This window comes from Paenibacillus sp. EKM206P (assembly GCF_011066155.1).
Lineage (GTDB): Bacteria > Bacillota > Bacilli > Paenibacillales > Paenibacillaceae > Paenibacillus > Paenibacillus polymyxa_D.
In genome coordinates this window covers 236,154-252,120 of sequence record NZ_JAAMNQ010000004.1, presented here as the reverse complement: position 1 = coordinate 252,120, position 15,967 = coordinate 236,154, and the positions used below count along the sequence as shown (strand labels likewise).

Below are 15,967 nucleotides of genomic sequence, written 5' to 3'. Positions count from 1 at the left end.
CCATGAACTGAATGTAAAGGAGAAGGCAATGCATACCTATGAACAGGCGCTTCAACAAGCGAAGGAATTTATTCTGGAGCATGATGATTACCTGATCGTATCGCATGTACAGCCGGACGGAGACGCAGTCAGCTCCACCGTAACGGTGGGCTGGCTTCTCTCATGTCTGGGGAAGAAATTTACCATGCTGAATGAGGGACCTATTCCCAAGCGCATGGATTTTTTATGGCATGCCGATGAGATTATGGATATGAGCCAGCAACCGCCAGAACGGAAATACAATCGGATCATTTGTGTAGATTGTGCGGATTACCGTCGTGTTGGTTTGACAGAGCAGTTTTTTACGGAGGATGCCATTATTCTGAATATTGATCATCATCCAACAAATGATGCTTATGGTACAGTTAATGTGATTAAGTCGGATGCTGCGGCAACAGCGGAAATTCTTTTTGATCTACTGGAAGAGTTTGCAGTAACATGGGACGTCGAAGTAGCAACGGCTGTATATACAGGGTTACTGACGGATACAGGAGGTTTCCGCTACTCCAACACTTCACCGAAAGTGATGTCTACGGTGTCAAAGCTACTTGCTTACGGTGTAGATGGTCCATCTTTGTCCGAGAAATTGCTCGAAGAGATGACCTTTCCACAAATGAAGGTGCTGACAAAAGCATTGCAAACGCTCACGATGTCGGAGGATGGAAAAGTCGCTTGGGTCGTTGTATCACCTGACGATATGACAGAATGTGGCGCTGTTAATGAGGACTTGGAAGGCATCGTGAATTACCCAAGAAATATTCGTGGTGTTGAGGTAGGCATTTTCTTTAAGGTTATTAATGATCAAGCGGTCAAGGCCAGCTTGAGATCGGCAGGGAATGTAGATGTAGCTGCGCTGGCTCAATCATTTGGAGGCGGTGGACATGTGCGTGCGGCTGGCTGTCGGCTAGAGGGTAAACTGGAAGATATCATTAAGACAGTTGTAGGGCGGGTGAAGTCTGAGCTATGAACTCGATGAAGAAGGAACAGGCAACTTGGGAAGGCGTTCTACCTGTCTATAAACCTGCTGGATTTACCTCTCATGATGTGGTGGCCAAGGCTCGCCGTTTATTAGGTATGAAGCGAATCGGACACACTGGAACGCTTGATCCGCAAGTAACCGGTGTTTTGCCCTTGTGTCTGGGACGTGCCACCCGTGTAGTGGAATACATGCAAGAGCGGCCCAAGGAATATAGGGCTACACTGCGATTAGGCATTGCCACGGATACCGAGGACCTGACTGGGGAAATTACGGCAGAAAGTGAACGTCCAGTAGAGGTGACGGAAGTGGAAGTCAAAGCGGTTCTGAAGCATTTTGTTGGTACGATCTCCCAAGTGCCTCCAATGTACTCCGCGCTAAAAGTGGACGGCAAACGTCTATACGAGCTGGCTCGAGAAGGCAAAACTGTTGAGCGCCAAAGCCGTGAAGTAAGCATTTATGAGTTGGAGATGACGGGATTCGCGGAGACGGAGGCGTATGTGGATATTTCTTTTCGTGCCTTATGCTCCAAAGGTACTTATATCCGTACACTATGTGTTGATATTGGCCGTGAATTAGGATATCCTTCTACGATGGTCAAGCTGGAGCGAACCATGTCTGCGGGAATTCCTGCGGAACGTTGTCTGACTTTCGAAGAGATAGAGCGTTTCGTAGCGGATGGCAGTCTTGGAGAGCGACTTATTACAACGGATCAGGCGATTGACTATATGCCTGAACATTTTGTGGCTGAAGCCAAGGTAACTGCGGCTCTGCAAGGCCAACGCCTGTCGCTGAATATGATTTCACCACCTGTGACGGACAACCAGCCCTTCCGTTTGTATAAAGAGGATAAAACGTTTTTAGGCATATTTGGACGGGATGAATCAGACGCGATTGCTCCCATTAAAGTTTTTTTAAGATTATAGAATTTATAGATTTTCAGGGGAGCTGAACAATTCTATAATCGCAAGAAAAACTTCCGCTAGGCGTGGTCTGGCTTCCGTGAATTACGTCGATAGACGTTTTTCTTACCTTGAATTGTGCTATAATTTTGACGAAGTTAGTCAAATGATGTGAAATGCAGGTGAATTAATAATGGTTACCGTATCGTTATCTTATCCATTGAGTGATGAGCTTTTGCAGCAATGGGGACGTACACAGGTCACGGCGATCGGTCAGTTTGATGGTCTTCATCTTGGACACGCAAGCGTGATACGCGAGGCCGTTGCGCTGGCTCGTGAACAGCAAATGCCGGTATCTGTCATGACATTTCACCCTCATCCGAAGGAAGTCATGAAAAAAGGCGATTATGAAGGTTATTTAACACCGCTTGCGGACAAGCAGACTATTCTGGCTGATATGGGTGTGGATGTACTTTATATTTTGAGTTTTAACGAAGAATTTTCCAAGGTCAGCCCTGAGGCGTTTATGAGCGACGTGCTGCTTCCATTGCAAATTCGAACAGCGGTAGTAGGCTTTGATTTTCGGTTTGGCCACCGGGGAGCAGGGCATGAGAATACACTTCGGACGCTGGGGGGAAAGCTGATGTCTGTGCACACCGTACCACCGTTCGAACTGGATGGGGACAAGGTGAGCAGCTCTGGAATTCGCCGTGCTTTACAGACTGGGGATCTAGCGCATGCCTCTCGCTGGTTGGGACGTCCTTATCGTATCCAGGGTACTGTAATGGATGGGGAGAAGCGTGGACGTACGATCGGTTTTCCGACCGCTAATCTCAAACTGAATGATACTTACGTGATTCCGATCAAGGGTGTATACGCTGTACGAGCACTAGTAGGTGATCGTTGGATAAACGGTGTAATGAATGTAGGGGTTAAGCCTACTTTCCATGAAGGTGTGCTGAATCCGTCGTTTGAGGTACATCTATTTGATTTTAATCAGCAAATTTATGGAGAGTCTGTACTTGTGGAGCTTCACCACTACATCCGTCCTGAACGCAAATTCTCTTCGGTGGATGAGCTGATCGACCAAATTGGCAATGACGCACAAACGGCTAAAAAGCTGTTAGGCTAATTTATTTACATAAGACAGGCGCTGTGTTATACTGACTTATGTTGTGTAAACAACGATGAACCTTAGCTTGGTTGTCCGCTTTCACCGGCGGCTACGAGGCTAATGGCGATTATAATGAAGGAGGTGAACAGGATGGCATTGACTCAAGAGCGTAAACAGCAATTGATCGAGGAGTACAAAACTCATGAATCCGATACAGGATCACCAGAGGTACAAATCGCTATCCTTACTGAAAACATCGTCAACTTGCAAAGTCACTTTCGTTCGCACAAGAAAGACCATCACTCCCGCCGCGGGTTGTTGAAAATGGTCGGTCAGCGTCGTAAACTTTTGGCTTACCTGAAGAAGACTGATGTTAAACGTTACAGTGCGTTGATCGAGCGTCTCGGACTGCGTCGTTAATTTTCAGACATGTAATGAGAAAAGAAGCCTGGTTGTTCACCGCTTGTCCCTGCTAAGGCGACGGCGGACAGCAGCCGGGTTCTTTTTTGAAATGAGGAATCTTTTTTTGAATTACATATCCTGATTTGCCTGCGAGCTTCTTATGAATAAGACCTGCGCAGGAAATACTGAATATGTATAGAACTTTTACAATGAAATGAAATGGAGGGATACCATGGAGCAACGCGTAGAAATGCAGCTCGGCGGAAGAAAGCTGGTGCTGGAAACAGGACGTCTTGCGAAACAAGCCAATGCGGCAGTTAAAGTGAGCTACGGAGAAACGGTTGTGCTTTGTACCGTGACCGCTTCACGTGAACCGAAAGATTTGGACTTTTTTCCCCTGACCGTAAACTATGAGGAAAGATTGTATGCTGTGGGGAAAATTCCTGGCGGATTTATTAAACGTGAAGGACGTCCGAGTCAAAAAGCAATTTTGTCCAGCCGTTTGACAGACCGTCCAATTCGCCCATTGTTCCCGGAAGGTTTCCGTAATGATGTACAGGTGTTGAACCTGGTTATGAGTGTCGATCAGGATTGCGAACCTGAAATTGCAGCAATGATCGGAACCTCGGCAGCACTTAGCATTTCGGATGTACCTTTTAATGGGCCAATCGGTGGAGTCGCTGTAGGACGTGTAGACGGACAATTTGTGATTAACCCGGATATTGCACAGCAGAATGCAAGCGACATGTACCTGGTTGTAGCCGGAACGAAAGATGCCATCATGATGGTAGAAGCCGAAGGCAATGAGATTCCAGAGGAAGTTATGCTGGAAGCCATTATGTTCGGTCATGATGAGATTAAGAACATTGTGGCAGTCATTGAACAATTGGTGCAAGTAGCAGGTAAAGAGAAAATGCAGGTTAAACTGCATGCTGTTGATGAAAAAGTGAACAGTGAAGTACGTGCTTATGCAGCTGAACGTTTAATGGAAGCTGTTAAAATTGCAGAAAAACATGCCCGTCAAGAGGCGATTGATGCAGTCAACGAAGAGACAGTTGCCCATTTTGAAGCACAATACATAGAGACACCAGAGCTTTTGAGCGACGTGAGCGAAGTTCTCTATGATATCGTCAAGGAAGAAGTACGTCGTCTGATCACGCATGATAAAGTGCGTCCTGATGGTCGTAAGCTTGACGAAATTCGTCCGATTGAAAGCGACACTAGCATCTTGCCGCGTACTCATGGTTCGGGCTTATTTACACGCGGTCAAACGCAAGCACTTAGCATTTGTACACTTGGTGCATTGGGTGATGTGCAAATTTTGGACGGTATTGATTTGGAAGAAACAAAACGCTTCATGCATCATTACAATTTCCCGCCATTCAGCGTAGGGGAGGCTCGTCCTTTGCGTGCGCCAGGTCGTCGTGAAATCGGACATGGTGCTCTTGGTGAACGTGCGCTTTCCAAAGTAATTCCTTCCGAAACTGAATTTCCATACACCATCCGTCTGGTTTCTGAGGTACTGGAATCGAATGGTTCGACTTCACAAGCTAGTATTTGTGCAAGTACATTGGCTATGATGGATGCAGGTGTACCAATTAAAGCTCCAGTTGCAGGTGTAGCGATGGGATTGATCAAGGATGGAGATCATGTCTCTGTATTAACTGATATCCAAGGTATGGAAGATCACCTGGGCGATATGGACTTTAAAGTTGCTGGTACTGCGGAAGGCGTAACTGCCATTCAAATGGATATTAAAATTAACGGTATTGACCGCCAGATTTTACAGGATGCGCTCAAGCAAGCTAAAGAAGGACGCTTGTTCATTCTTAGCAAAATGATGGAAGCGATCCAGAAGCCACGTGAGCAGTTGTCTCCGTATGCTCCAAAAATTATGACGATGCACATTAACCCGGACAAAATCCGTGATGTTATTGGAGCTGGTGGTAAAATCATCAACAAAATCATCGAAGAAACCGGCGTGAAAATCGATATTGAACAAGATGGTCGTGTGTTCATCGCTTCCACAAATCAAGAGATGAATGAAAAAGCACGTTCCATTATTGAGGGTATCGTAAAGGAAGTCGTGGTCGGTGAGATTTACATCGGTACAGTAAAACGGATTGAGAAATTCGGTGCATTTGTTGAAATTTTACCAGGTAAAGATGGTCTGGTTCATATTTCTCAACTGTCTACTGAGCGAGTAGCCAAAGTTGAAGATGTAATTGCTATTGGGGATACAATTACGGTGAAAGTAACCGAAATTGATCAACAAGGTCGTGTCAATCTGTCCCGTAAGGCTGTTCTGACAGCAGAAGCACCTGCAAAATCCTAGGACCTGCATGTTGCAGACTAGAAAGACAGGAGTCGCTTTTCGTATTAACAGTACAAGGGATTTGAATAGCATTGTTTAAGCTTTTGGAAAGAGGCAGAGCTACGTTTCTGGCTCTTTTTTCATACATATACACAAGCTGCACCCAAGTGAGCTTCTAGAGCTTGCTACGTCATAGTTCTTGTCCTCGTCGCATACAATGTGGACAAACGGGCGGGAGGATGAAGGAATTATGAGTAGGGCAAAACGAGCAGTGTGGGTGGTAGCCAGTTTAGCCATCACACTGGTAATCGGACAGTTTAGCGGGGTTCGTGACTTCGCTGATCAATTACGCAATGGAGACGTTATAGGAGTTGGGGAGCCTAAAGTTGAAACAACGATGGCGATGGCGGCTTTACCCGATAATGCGCTTATGCAGCGACTAAGAACAGAAGCAGCCCGTCAGCGGCGGGAGCCAGTTGATGCCAAGATCGACAGGGTATGGAAGGCTATTCCAGGCTATAACGGGCTGGAGGTGGATTTGGATGCTACCTATCGCAAAGCGATTGCATCTCCGGATCGACCTATTCAATATGTATATCGGCAATTGGCACCTAAAATACATTTAAATCAGCTCGGTAATGTTCCAATATACAGGGGAAATCCCGAAAAGCCGATGGTCTCCTTCATGATCAATGTAGCATGGGGGAATGAATTTATCCTGCCGATACTGAACACGTTGGATGAGGAAAAGATCAAGGCTACATTTTTTCTTGATGGAAGTTGGTTGAAAAAAAATCCTGATCTCGCCAAGGAGATTCAAAAAAGAGGGCATGAGCTTTCAAATCATGCTTACTCTCATCCGAATATGAGCCGTCTGAGTCGGGCCAGAGCCACACAAGAAATTGAAAAGACTCAAGTACTTCTCCAAGAAACTTTGGGTATCAAAAATTACTGGTTTGCCCCTCCTTCGGGTGATTTTAATCAGCAAACGGTGGATATAGCAGCAGAAAGTGGGCTCAAAACAGTGTTGTGGACATTGGACACAGTAGATTGGAAACATCCGTCACCAGAATCGGTGATTAACAAAATCAGAAGTAAGGTAGAATCAGGCTCCCTGATATTAATGCACCCAACAGATTCCTCAGCGGCTGCTCTCAAAGGCATGATCCATGCCATTCGTAGTAAGGGACTTATGCTCGGAACTGTCAGTCAGACGCTTTCCCCTGATCGGCAACTACCTGTTCCGGTTGAGTGAACGTCTTTTTTCTGTTAGGATTGAACATTATGGCTAAGTATGCAATTCAGTTTAGGAGGGCCAATCGTGGAAAGAATTCAACTCAAAAACGGCCTAAGAGTGGTCATTGAAAAAATTCCAACCGTGCGTTCAGTTTCTTTCGGCATCTGGGTTAAAACTGGCTCCCGGAATGAAACGCCGGACAATAGCGGTATCTCTCATTTTATCGAACACATGCTTTTCAAAGGAACAGAGCGTTTTAACGCTAAGGAAATCGCTGAGCAATTCGATGCCATCGGAGGAAATGTTAATGCTTTTACTTCGAAGGAATATACATGCTATTATGCCAAAGTGTTGGATGAGCATCTACCGATCGCAGTTGATGTGCTGTCTGATATGTTTTTTAATTCCAAACTAGATCAGGAAGAATTGGCAAAAGAGAAGAATGTGATTTTGGAGGAAATCTCCATGTATGAGGATACACCGGATGATATGGTGCATGATCTTGTATCTCGCGCCGCCTATGGTGAACATCCACTGGCTTATCCTATTCTCGGAACCGAAGATCACCTGCTTGCTATGGATAGCTCACATCTCAGCCATTACATGAGGGAACATTATACAATCGACAATACGGTTATCAGTGTGGCTGGTAATGTTGACGATCGCTTGGTAGAATTGTTGGAGCGACATTTTGGACATTTTGACAATCATGGAACTGTTTCGCCGCTGACAGTACCTGCGTTTAACGGTGAACTGTTGTATCATGAGAAAGCAACGGAGCAAAATCATATTTGTTTATCCCTACCTGGATTTGCAACGGGTGACGAACTCCAGTATGCTATGGTTTTGCTGAATAACGCGATCGGCGGCGGCATGAGTTCACGTTTGTTTCAAGAAATTCGGGAAAAGCGTGGGCTTGCTTATTCGGTCTATTCCTATCATAGCTCCCATGCGGACAGTGGCATGTTCACGATCTATGCAGGTACGGCTCCTAAACAAACAAAGGACGTGCTGGATTTGACTCTGGAGCTTTTACGAGATGTGGCTGTCAACGGTTTAGACGCTAATGAGCTTCGTAAAGGTAAGGAGCAATTAAAAGGAAGTTTGATTTTAAGCCTTGAAAGTACAGGTAGCCGGATGAATCGGCTTGGAAAAAATGAATTAATGCTTGGTCAGCATTATACGCTGGATCAAATGATTGAACATATCGAGCAAGTGACGGCGAATGATGTGAACAAAGTGCTGGATCGGATGTTCTCGGAGCCGTTTGCCCTGTCGATGGTGGGAGCGAGTGATTCAGCGGTAAAGGATATGAGGAGGGACTATTTTGTTAACTTACGTGGAAATTAACAGACTCGCGGGCAATGAAGATATTGAGCTGCCCCGCAAAATGTCAGAGCTTGCATCAGGGTTTGACTTGTATGCAGCAGTACAGGAAAATCTGGTACTGGAACCCGGCAAGCGTTGCCTCGTTCCAACCGGATTTGCAATAGCTATGCCGGCGGGATTGGAGGCACAGATCCGTCCGCGAAGTGGACTGGCTCTTAAGCATGGTATTACTTGTCTCAATACACCGGGAACAATTGATGCGGATTATCGTGGGGAGATTAAGGTACTTCTTATTAATTTGGGCGAGGAATCATTCACGATTACGCGCAATGAGCGAATTGCACAAATGGTATTTCAAGTTGTACCTGAGGTAGAGCTGAAACAAGTAGACCAATTATCTGAAACAGTGCGTGGTGCTGGAGGCTTTGGTCATACAGGACGCTGAGGCGATGGTTGGTTTAAAATGTACGAATATCTATTTTGTAAAAGCTTCGAATTTACTTGCTTAAGAGCATGTATGCATATAAAGGTCGCCTCATAAAGAGGCGGCTTTTTTTTTGTGTTTTTTCACCCCTTTCCGGGCACTCGCATAGACTAAAAGCATATCGTGTCTCGGAAAGGAGTGATCCGGATGCTAACAGGAATACGCGTCGTTGTTTTGGGTGGCGATGCGAGGCAGCTTGAGGTAATCCGTAAATGTGTGGACATGGATGCTACCGTCAGTGTGGTCGGTTTTGACAAGCTTGAAGTACCACTCAAAGGAGTGACACTAGAACCACTGTCTGTCAAGCTGCTGGAATCGTCAGATGCATTGATTTTGCCGGTGGTGGGATGCGATGAGGAAGGCAACGTAAATGCACTTTTCGGAGCACAGAAGCTTCAGTTCCTGAATGAGCATGCTGCTGCTCTTCCACCTCATTGTATTGTATATACAGGAATGGCGCGGACGTACTTAAAAGAAATTTGTACCAGACATGAGTTGAAGCTGGTAGAGCTGCTGGAGCGAGATGATGTGGCCATATACAACTCTATACCTACGGCCGAAGGCGCACTGATGATGGCCATTCAGCATACTGATTTTACGATTCACGGTGCAGATTGTATGGTTCTAGGCATGGGACGGACTGGATTTACCATGGCAAGGGCACTACAGGGATTGGGAGCTAGAGTGAAGGTTGGAGTACGGCGGGCAGAGGATGCAGCGAGAGCCGTGGAAATGGGTTGGAAGCCTTTTATGACAAGGGATTTAGCGCATGAGACAAAGGGAGTTGACTTGATTTTTAATACGATACCCTCTATGATTATCACAGCGCAAATCCTGTCTAAATTGCCATTGAGCACCGTGATTATAGATCTTGCTTCCGCCCCGGGCGGATGTGATTTCCGTTATGCGGAAAAGCGTGGAATCAAGGCTATGCTTGCCCCTGGTCTTCCCGGTATTGTTGCTCCCAAAACTGCTGGTGCCATTATAGCGAATACGCTGGTGCAGTTGTTAATGGAAGATAATCCTGATCGGGGGGATGCACAATGAGTTGGCAAGGGAAAACAGTAGGTTATGCAATTACAGGCTCACATTGCACATTTGAAGAGGTAATGCCTGTTATACAGCGCTTTGTTGATGAGGGTGCAAAGGTCGTCCCTATTATATCCAATACAGTGCTAACAACGGATACTCGCTTTGGTACTTCGCAAAGTTGGCAAAAACAGTTGAAAGATATAACAGGGAATGATATCATTTCTACAATTGTGGAGGCTGAGCCACTGGGTCCCTCCCAAATACTCGATGTGCTGGTGATTGCACCTTTGACGGGGAATTCGATGAGTAAGTTAGCGAATGCGATGACAGACAGTCCGGTTTTGATGGCTGCCAAGGCGCAATTGCGCAACGGCCGTCCACTTCTTTTAGCCATATCTACTAATGATGGACTGGGCCTAAATGCTGCCAATATCGCCAAATTACTCGTAGCCAAAAATATCTTTTTTGTACCGTTCGGACAGGACAATCCAGTTAAAAAGCCGAACTCGCTTGTAGCTAACATGGAGTTGATTCCGGAGGCTGCTTATGAAGCATTACAGGGCAAACAGCTTCAGCCGATGATTGTGGAACGCAAGACCCCATGAAGTATTATAGTTAACTGCTGAGCATCCCTCGCCTAGAAGATGATTCGATATTGTATCGGGTCTAATTTCTTGTTGGCGGTGGATGCTTTCAGAATAAAAAATGGTTTTTTAGTCGAGAAGGGGAGATATACCAGATGAGCAATAGAAAGTTTAATGTAGCTGTCGTTGGAGCAACAGGCGCTGTAGGAGAACAGATCGTAAATCTGCTGGAAAAACGGGATTTTCCTGTGGACAAAATCAAATTTCTTTCTTCGCCTCGTTCTGCCGGCACGTTAATTAGCTTTAAAGGTCAGCAAATTCCAGTAGAGATTGCTACCCCCGACAGCTTTGAGGGAATCGACATTGCTTTGTTTAGTGCAGGTGGAGACGTAAGTAAGGAATTGGCGCCGCATGCTGTTCGTCATGGGGCAGTTTGTATTGACAACACCAATGCATTCCGAATGGATCCGACAGCTCCTCTTGTAGTGCCTGAGGTGAACAGCGACAAAATTGCCGAGCATCAAGGCATTATTGCGAACCCGAACTGCTCCACCATTCAGATGGTAGCTGCTTTGAAACCATTATATGATCAGTATGGCATTTCTCGTATCATAGTATCCACATACCAGGCCGTTTCCGGGGCTGGAAGCCGAGCTATTGATGAATTGAATCGTCAAAGCGCAGCGATTCTTAACGGTGATGAAGTTCAGCCTGATCTGTTGCCAGTAGGCTCGTTGCCAGTAAAACATCAGATTGCTTTCAATGCTATTCCGCAAATTGATAAATTCCAGGACAATGGTTATACACTGGAAGAAATGAAAATGGTACGTGAAACGAAAAAAATACTGGGTGACGAATCGGTGGACGTAACAGCAACGTGTGTACGTATTCCTGTTGTATATGGTCACTCGGAATCTGTATATGTAGAACTTAAAAAAGATTATGATTTAGAAGAAATCCGTAATTTGCTGGCTTCAGCACCGGGAGTAACGCTAGTGGACGATCCTGCTGCTCAGCTTTATCCACTGGCATCTGAAGCTGCAGGAAAACCTGACGTATTTGTGGGGCGTGTACGCCGTGATTTGGGCAATAGCCGTGGATTGAATTTGTGGGTCGTATCCGACAATCTGCTCAAAGGAGCGGCATGGAACGCAGTGCAAATCGCGGAAATTATTGCTGCAAACGCGGAGTAACGTTCCAATATGGGGGAAAAATAATGGGTATTTTGGTGCAAAAATTTGGAGGAACCTCGCTTTCCACACCTGAAGCACGTAAACTTGTGTTGGCACATGTGAAGAGGGAGCTGGAACAAAATCTTCAATTGGTTGTTGTTGTGTCGGCCATGGGGAGAAAAGGAGAGCCTTATGCCACCGACACGCTGCTGGATTGGGCGGTGTCTAACGGCGACAGTCTGCCAAAGCGCGAACGGGATTTATTGCTGTGCTGTGGTGAAATTATTTCTGCTGCTACATTATGCAGCCTGATGGAGAAGGAAGGTATTCCTGCTACAGTGCTAACTGGGGCACAGGCGGGCTTTATTACGGATGATCAATACGGCAATGCTCGTATTTTGGATATAAAGCCAGACCGTGTTGTTGAAGAGTTGAACCAAGGCAGAGTAGTCATTGTGACAGGTTTTCAGGGACAAACAGCAGACGGTGATATGACTACCTTGGGTCGGGGAGGCAGCGATACGTCAGCTACTGCTCTAGGTGCTGCTCTACATGCGGATATGGTTGATATTTATACGGATGTGAATGGTATATTGACCGCCGATCCGCGCATTGTGGAAAACGCAAAGCCGCTTACACATGTTAGCTATACGGAGATTTGTAATATGGCTCATCAGGGAGCAAAGGTTATCCATCCTCGTGCTGTTGAAATCGCCATGCAGGCTAATATCCCGGTCCGTGTTCGCTCTACCTTCTCCGAAGGAGAAGGTACGTTAGTTACCCATCCGGAAGGCTTTAAAGACGTGCAGGCAGACATCGTAGACCGTTTCGTGACCGGTATTGCGTATGTTGGCAATGTCACTCAGATTAATGTTGAATTAAAGCCGGGTATGGAGCACTTGCAACTACAAGTGTTCAAATCTATGGCTGAACATGGAATCAGCGTTGATTTTATTAATGTAACGCCATCGGGGGCAGTTTATACTGTGTTCGATTATGATGGAAGCAAAGCGGTTGAAGTATTGAACGGTTTGGGTCTAGAACCTAAGATACTGGCGGGATGTGCTAAAGTTTCTGTCATAGGCGGTGGTATCAACGGGGTACCGGGCATTATGGCGACGATTGTGGAGGCATTGGCAGAATCAGACGTACAGATCCTTCAATCCGCAGATTCCAACACGACGATCTGGGTACTTGTTAAAAAAGAAGATATGGTGCAGGCTGTACGCGCATTGCATAATAAATTTGAACTCCATCAATAGGTGCATGGTCCGTGCTCGGATTTGCAAAAAGGAGGCAGCATGGTGAACTTCGGCAGATTGATTACCGCGATGGTGACACCTTTTGATCAGCAAGGAGAGATTGACTGGACTGCATTGTCCTCGTTGATTGATTATTTAATAGAAGAACAGCATTCAGAGTCACTTGTTGTATCTGGAACAACAGGAGAGTCTCCTACCCTGAGCGATGATGAGAAAATCAAGTTGTTTGCTTTTGTTGTAGAAAAAGCAGCTGGACGATGTGAAATTATTGCCGGGACTGGCAGCAACAATACGCGTCACTCCATTCATCTTACCCGTGCCGCGGAGCAGGCAGGAGCAGATGGTGTTCTACTGGTAGTGCCATATTATAATAAACCGAATCAGGAAGGGATGTATCAGCATTTCGAAAGTATTGCAAACTCCACATCCCTTCCAGCTATACTGTATAATGTTCCAAGCCGTACTGGAGCGAGTCTAACAGCTGAAACAACGCTGCGTCTTGCACAAATTCCAAATATTGTGGGAACCAAAGAATGTGCATCACTTGCGCAGGTTACACAGATTGCAGCGGCAGCGCCAGAGGGTTTTCTGGTTTATTCCGGGGATGATGCTTCTGGGTTGCCTGCTATGGCTGTAGGTGCTTATGGTATTATCAGCGTAGCGAGCCATGTGGTAGGTGCTGAAATGAAGCAGATGATCGATTCACTTGTAGGAGGACACTCGCAGGAGGCAGCAAAGTTGCATCAGCAGTTGTTCCCGATTTTCAAGGGTTTGTTTGGCTGTCCTCATCCTCTGCCTAATCCAGTGGCAGTAAAATATGCATTGGAATTACGGGGGATTAGGGTTGGTTCGGTTCGGTTGCCGCTCATTCCTCCAACTGAGGATGAAGCGGAATTTATTAAGAAATTATTTACCCGCTAAAGACAAATAGGAATGTAGGATATTAATTAATACTAAGGAGTAACCTTGTTAAGGGCAGTCGGTAGGTACAAAACCGATAGAGTTTATTGTCTGACAAGGTCCTCCAGCATGAAGGACGTTCTTATAGGACGTCCTTTTTGCTGTGCTTTTAACCATGCATATAGATAAAATGACAGATACTAATGGTTTGAGACGGCAATGGGAAACCTAGCGTAACGAACAGGATGACTTGTTTTTTCGTATTTTAATCATGTATAATGGGGTCAAGTGACTGGGTGCGGTATTTTTTTGAAAATTAAATAACAAATCAAGGTACGACGTCCAACTACCATAGGAGGTTTAGATTCATTTGTCTAAAAAAACAAACAACGATAAATTGATGATTTTCGCTTTGGGCGGCGTCGGTGAAATCGGGAAAAATATGTATGTCGTTCAATACGGCAATGACATTGTCGTGGTGGATTCCGGTCTGAAATTCCCGGAAGAGGACATGCTGGGCATTGATATCGTTATTCCTGATATTTCCTACCTTACAGAGAACCGCGACAAAGTAAGAGGCATTGTGCTGACTCATGGTCACGAGGACCATATCGGCGGTTTGCCTTACGTGTTGAAACATTTGAATGTACCAGTATATGGTACCAAATTGACGCTGGGATTGGTGGAAAACAAGCTGAAGGAAGCGAATCTGCTTGGTGAAACCAAACGTATTTTGATCAATGCTGATTCCGAAATCAAGCTGGGTTCCACACTAAAAGCAACCTTCTTCAGAACCAACCATAGTATTCCAGATTCTGTAGGTGTATGTATTGATACTCCTGAAGGCGCTGTTGTTCATACAGGTGACTTCAAATTTGACCATACTCCGGTGAACGGACAATATGCAGATTTGCAGCGTATGGCTGAAATTGGCACACGTGGCGTACTGGCTCTTTTGTCAGACAGTACGAATGCCGAGAAACCGGGCTTTACACCTTCGGAAAAGAGCGTTGGTATTGTGCTGGAAGACATTTTCCGCAAGTCGAGACAGCGTGTGGTCGTAGCCACTTTTGCTTCTAACGTACATCGTATTCAGCAGGTAATTAATGCTGCTGAAGCAACGGGACGTAAAGTAACAGTTATTGGTCGAAGCATGGTTAATGTCGTAGGCATTGCTTCGGACTTGGGCTATTTGGAAATTCCGGATGGAATGCTGATTGAGCCTGAAGAAGTTGGCAAAATGTCAGCGGACCGTGTAGTTATTCTCTGCACAGGCAGTCAGGGCGAACCGATGTCCGCTTTGACAAGAATGGCTCGTTCCACACATCGAAAGGTTGACATTCTTCCAGGGGATTCAGTCATCATTGCAGCTACTCCGGTACCGGGTAATGAAAAATACGTTGGACGCACAATTGATGAACTGTTCCGTCTGGGTGCCAATGTATATTACAGCGCAGCTAATCCAGGTATTCACGTTTCTGGACACGGAAGCCAGGAAGAACTTAAGCTGATGCTGAATCTGATGAAACCAAAGTTCTTCTTGCCAATTCATGGTGAGTTCAGAATGCAACGTCGTCACGCCCTTCTTGCTGAAGGCGTAGGTATTGAGCCTGAAAATATCTTCATCACGGATATCGGTGAAGTCATTGAAATTCAGAATGGCGGAGCACGCAGAGCTGGTAAAGTTACAGCAGGTAACGTACTGATTGATGGACTAGGCGTAGGGGATGTAGGAAATATCGTATTGCGCGACCGTAAATTGCTGTCACAGGACGGTATTTTGGTGGTGGTTGTCACGCTGAGCAAGCAAGACGGAACGATTAAATCGGGTCCAGATATCATTTCCCGCGGTTTCGTTTATGTCCGTGAATCGGAAGGTTTGCTCGATGAAGCGAATCGTATTGTCTCAAGTACACTGCATAAGCTCATGAGTGAAAATGTAAATGAATGGGCTTCCCTCAAGACAAATGTCAAGGATGCACTGGGTCGCTTCTTGTATGAGCAAACTCGTCGCAGACCGATGATCCTGCCAATTATAATGGAAGTGTGATTCAATTGAAATTTGTTCAAAAACCTGAATTAAAAACTTAAGTCACAGGCACACAGTCGCCTCTCTTCCCGCAGGAAATATTGGACGGTTTCCGCGGAAGGAGAGGCTTTTTTGATTTTTCAGGGCAAGGAAAAGCATGGGGGTAGGTATAAAATATTCCATTTACATCC

At 45.7% G+C, this 15,967-nt stretch carries 14 protein-coding genes; all 14 read left to right on the top strand.

Features of this window, described 5'->3' with window-relative positions; all coding sequences use genetic code 11:
* The first annotated feature begins 28 nt into the window (after nucleotides 1–28).
* The 14 genes from G9G53_RS10960 to G9G53_RS10895 all read left to right on the top strand — a co-directional run bounded on the left by G9G53_RS10960 (nucleotide 29) and on the right by G9G53_RS10895 (nucleotide 15,797).
* Nucleotides 29–1,006, top strand: coding sequence for a DHH family phosphoesterase (locus G9G53_RS10960; protein WP_165147565.1), 978 nt, complete (start codon nucleotides 29–31; stop codon nucleotides 1,004–1,006).
* A complete protein-coding gene (gene truB, locus G9G53_RS10955) occupies nucleotides 1,003–1,941 on the top strand; it encodes a tRNA pseudouridine(55) synthase TruB (protein ID WP_165147562.1) in 939 nt (312 codons plus the stop codon). The genes G9G53_RS10960 and truB overlap by 4 nt, the downstream gene beginning before the upstream one ends.
* A gap of 169 nt (nucleotides 1,942–2,110) precedes the next feature.
* Nucleotides 2,111–3,049: a bifunctional riboflavin kinase/FAD synthetase gene (locus tag G9G53_RS10950; protein ID WP_165147559.1), complete on the top strand. Its 939-nt coding sequence runs from the start codon at nucleotides 2,111–2,113 to the stop codon at nucleotides 3,047–3,049.
* A 132-nt stretch (nucleotides 3,050–3,181) separates the two neighbouring features.
* The gene (gene rpsO, locus G9G53_RS10945) at nucleotides 3,182–3,451 is read left to right on the top strand and encodes a 30S ribosomal protein S15 (RefSeq protein ID WP_007430074.1); all 270 of its coding nucleotides are present in this window, start codon (nucleotides 3,182–3,184) and stop codon (nucleotides 3,449–3,451) included.
* A 214-nt stretch (nucleotides 3,452–3,665) separates the two neighbouring features.
* A complete protein-coding gene (gene pnp, locus G9G53_RS10940; RefSeq protein WP_039274655.1) occupies nucleotides 3,666–5,768 on the top strand; it encodes a polyribonucleotide nucleotidyltransferase in 2,103 nt (700 codons plus the stop codon).
* Between the two features lie 229 nt (nucleotides 5,769–5,997).
* Nucleotides 5,998–7,002 carry a polysaccharide deacetylase family protein gene (locus G9G53_RS10935; RefSeq protein ID WP_185156352.1) on the top strand — a complete coding sequence of 335 codons (1,005 nt, stop codon included), beginning with the start codon at nucleotides 5,998–6,000 and terminating at the stop codon, nucleotides 7,000–7,002.
* A gap of 66 nt (nucleotides 7,003–7,068) precedes the next feature.
* Entirely contained in the window at nucleotides 7,069–8,334 is a 1,266-nt protein-coding gene (locus G9G53_RS10930; RefSeq protein WP_023988223.1) for a M16 family metallopeptidase, read from the top strand.
* The gene (gene dut, locus G9G53_RS10925; protein ID WP_013309936.1) at nucleotides 8,312–8,758 is read left to right on the top strand and encodes a dUTP diphosphatase; all 447 of its coding nucleotides are present in this window, start codon (nucleotides 8,312–8,314) and stop codon (nucleotides 8,756–8,758) included. The genes G9G53_RS10930 and dut overlap by 23 nt, the downstream gene beginning before the upstream one ends.
* Nucleotides 8,759–8,944: 186 nt before the next feature.
* The gene (gene dpsA, locus G9G53_RS10920) at nucleotides 8,945–9,844 is read left to right on the top strand and encodes a dipicolinate synthase subunit DpsA (protein ID WP_029517030.1); all 900 of its coding nucleotides are present in this window, start codon (nucleotides 8,945–8,947) and stop codon (nucleotides 9,842–9,844) included.
* Entirely contained in the window at nucleotides 9,841–10,434 is a 594-nt protein-coding gene (locus tag G9G53_RS10915; RefSeq protein WP_029517031.1) for a dipicolinate synthase subunit B, read from the top strand. The genes dpsA and G9G53_RS10915 overlap by 4 nt, the downstream gene beginning before the upstream one ends.
* A 134-nt stretch (nucleotides 10,435–10,568) precedes the next feature.
* On the top strand, nucleotides 10,569–11,606 hold the full coding sequence (locus G9G53_RS10910; protein ID WP_013309939.1) for an aspartate-semialdehyde dehydrogenase: 1,038 nt from the start codon (nucleotides 10,569–10,571) through the stop codon (nucleotides 11,604–11,606).
* 23 nt (nucleotides 11,607–11,629) lie between these two features.
* Nucleotides 11,630–12,847, top strand: coding sequence for an aspartate kinase (dapG, locus tag G9G53_RS10905; RefSeq protein ID WP_069011410.1), 1,218 nt, complete (start codon nucleotides 11,630–11,632; stop codon nucleotides 12,845–12,847).
* A gap of 39 nt (nucleotides 12,848–12,886) precedes the next feature.
* Nucleotides 12,887–13,768 carry a 4-hydroxy-tetrahydrodipicolinate synthase gene (gene dapA / locus G9G53_RS10900; RefSeq protein ID WP_165147556.1) on the top strand — a complete coding sequence of 294 codons (882 nt, stop codon included), beginning with the start codon at nucleotides 12,887–12,889 and terminating at the stop codon, nucleotides 13,766–13,768.
* 349 nt (nucleotides 13,769–14,117) lie between these two features.
* Nucleotides 14,118–15,797, top strand: a complete 1,680-nt coding sequence (locus tag G9G53_RS10895) for a ribonuclease J (RefSeq protein ID WP_013309942.1) — start codon at nucleotides 14,118–14,120, stop codon at nucleotides 15,795–15,797.
* The last annotated feature ends 170 nt before the right edge of the window (nucleotides 15,798–15,967 follow it).

What these genes read in the sequence shown, in the direction of transcription:
- G9G53_RS10960 (WP_165147565.1), top strand. Translation starts at nt 29, where the DNA reads ATGCATACCTATGAACAGGCGCTTCAACAAGCGAAGGAATTTATTCTG.
- truB (WP_165147562.1), top strand. Translation starts at nt 1,003, where the DNA reads ATGAACTCGATGAAGAAGGAACAGGCAACTTGGGAAGGCGTTCTACCT.
- G9G53_RS10950 (WP_165147559.1), top strand. Translation starts at nt 2,111, where the DNA reads ATGGTTACCGTATCGTTATCTTATCCATTGAGTGATGAGCTTTTGCAG.
- rpsO (WP_007430074.1), top strand. Translation starts at nt 3,182, where the DNA reads ATGGCATTGACTCAAGAGCGTAAACAGCAATTGATCGAGGAGTACAAA.
- pnp (WP_039274655.1), top strand. Translation starts at nt 3,666, where the DNA reads ATGGAGCAACGCGTAGAAATGCAGCTCGGCGGAAGAAAGCTGGTGCTG.
- G9G53_RS10935 (WP_185156352.1), top strand. Translation starts at nt 5,998, where the DNA reads ATGAGTAGGGCAAAACGAGCAGTGTGGGTGGTAGCCAGTTTAGCCATC.
- dpsA (WP_029517030.1), top strand. Translation starts at nt 8,945, where the DNA reads ATGCTAACAGGAATACGCGTCGTTGTTTTGGGTGGCGATGCGAGGCAG.
- G9G53_RS10915 (WP_029517031.1), top strand. Translation starts at nt 9,841, where the DNA reads ATGAGTTGGCAAGGGAAAACAGTAGGTTATGCAATTACAGGCTCACAT.
- G9G53_RS10910 (WP_013309939.1), top strand. Translation starts at nt 10,569, where the DNA reads ATGAGCAATAGAAAGTTTAATGTAGCTGTCGTTGGAGCAACAGGCGCT.
- dapG (WP_069011410.1), top strand. Translation starts at nt 11,630, where the DNA reads ATGGGTATTTTGGTGCAAAAATTTGGAGGAACCTCGCTTTCCACACCT.
- dapA (WP_165147556.1), top strand. Translation starts at nt 12,887, where the DNA reads ATGGTGAACTTCGGCAGATTGATTACCGCGATGGTGACACCTTTTGAT.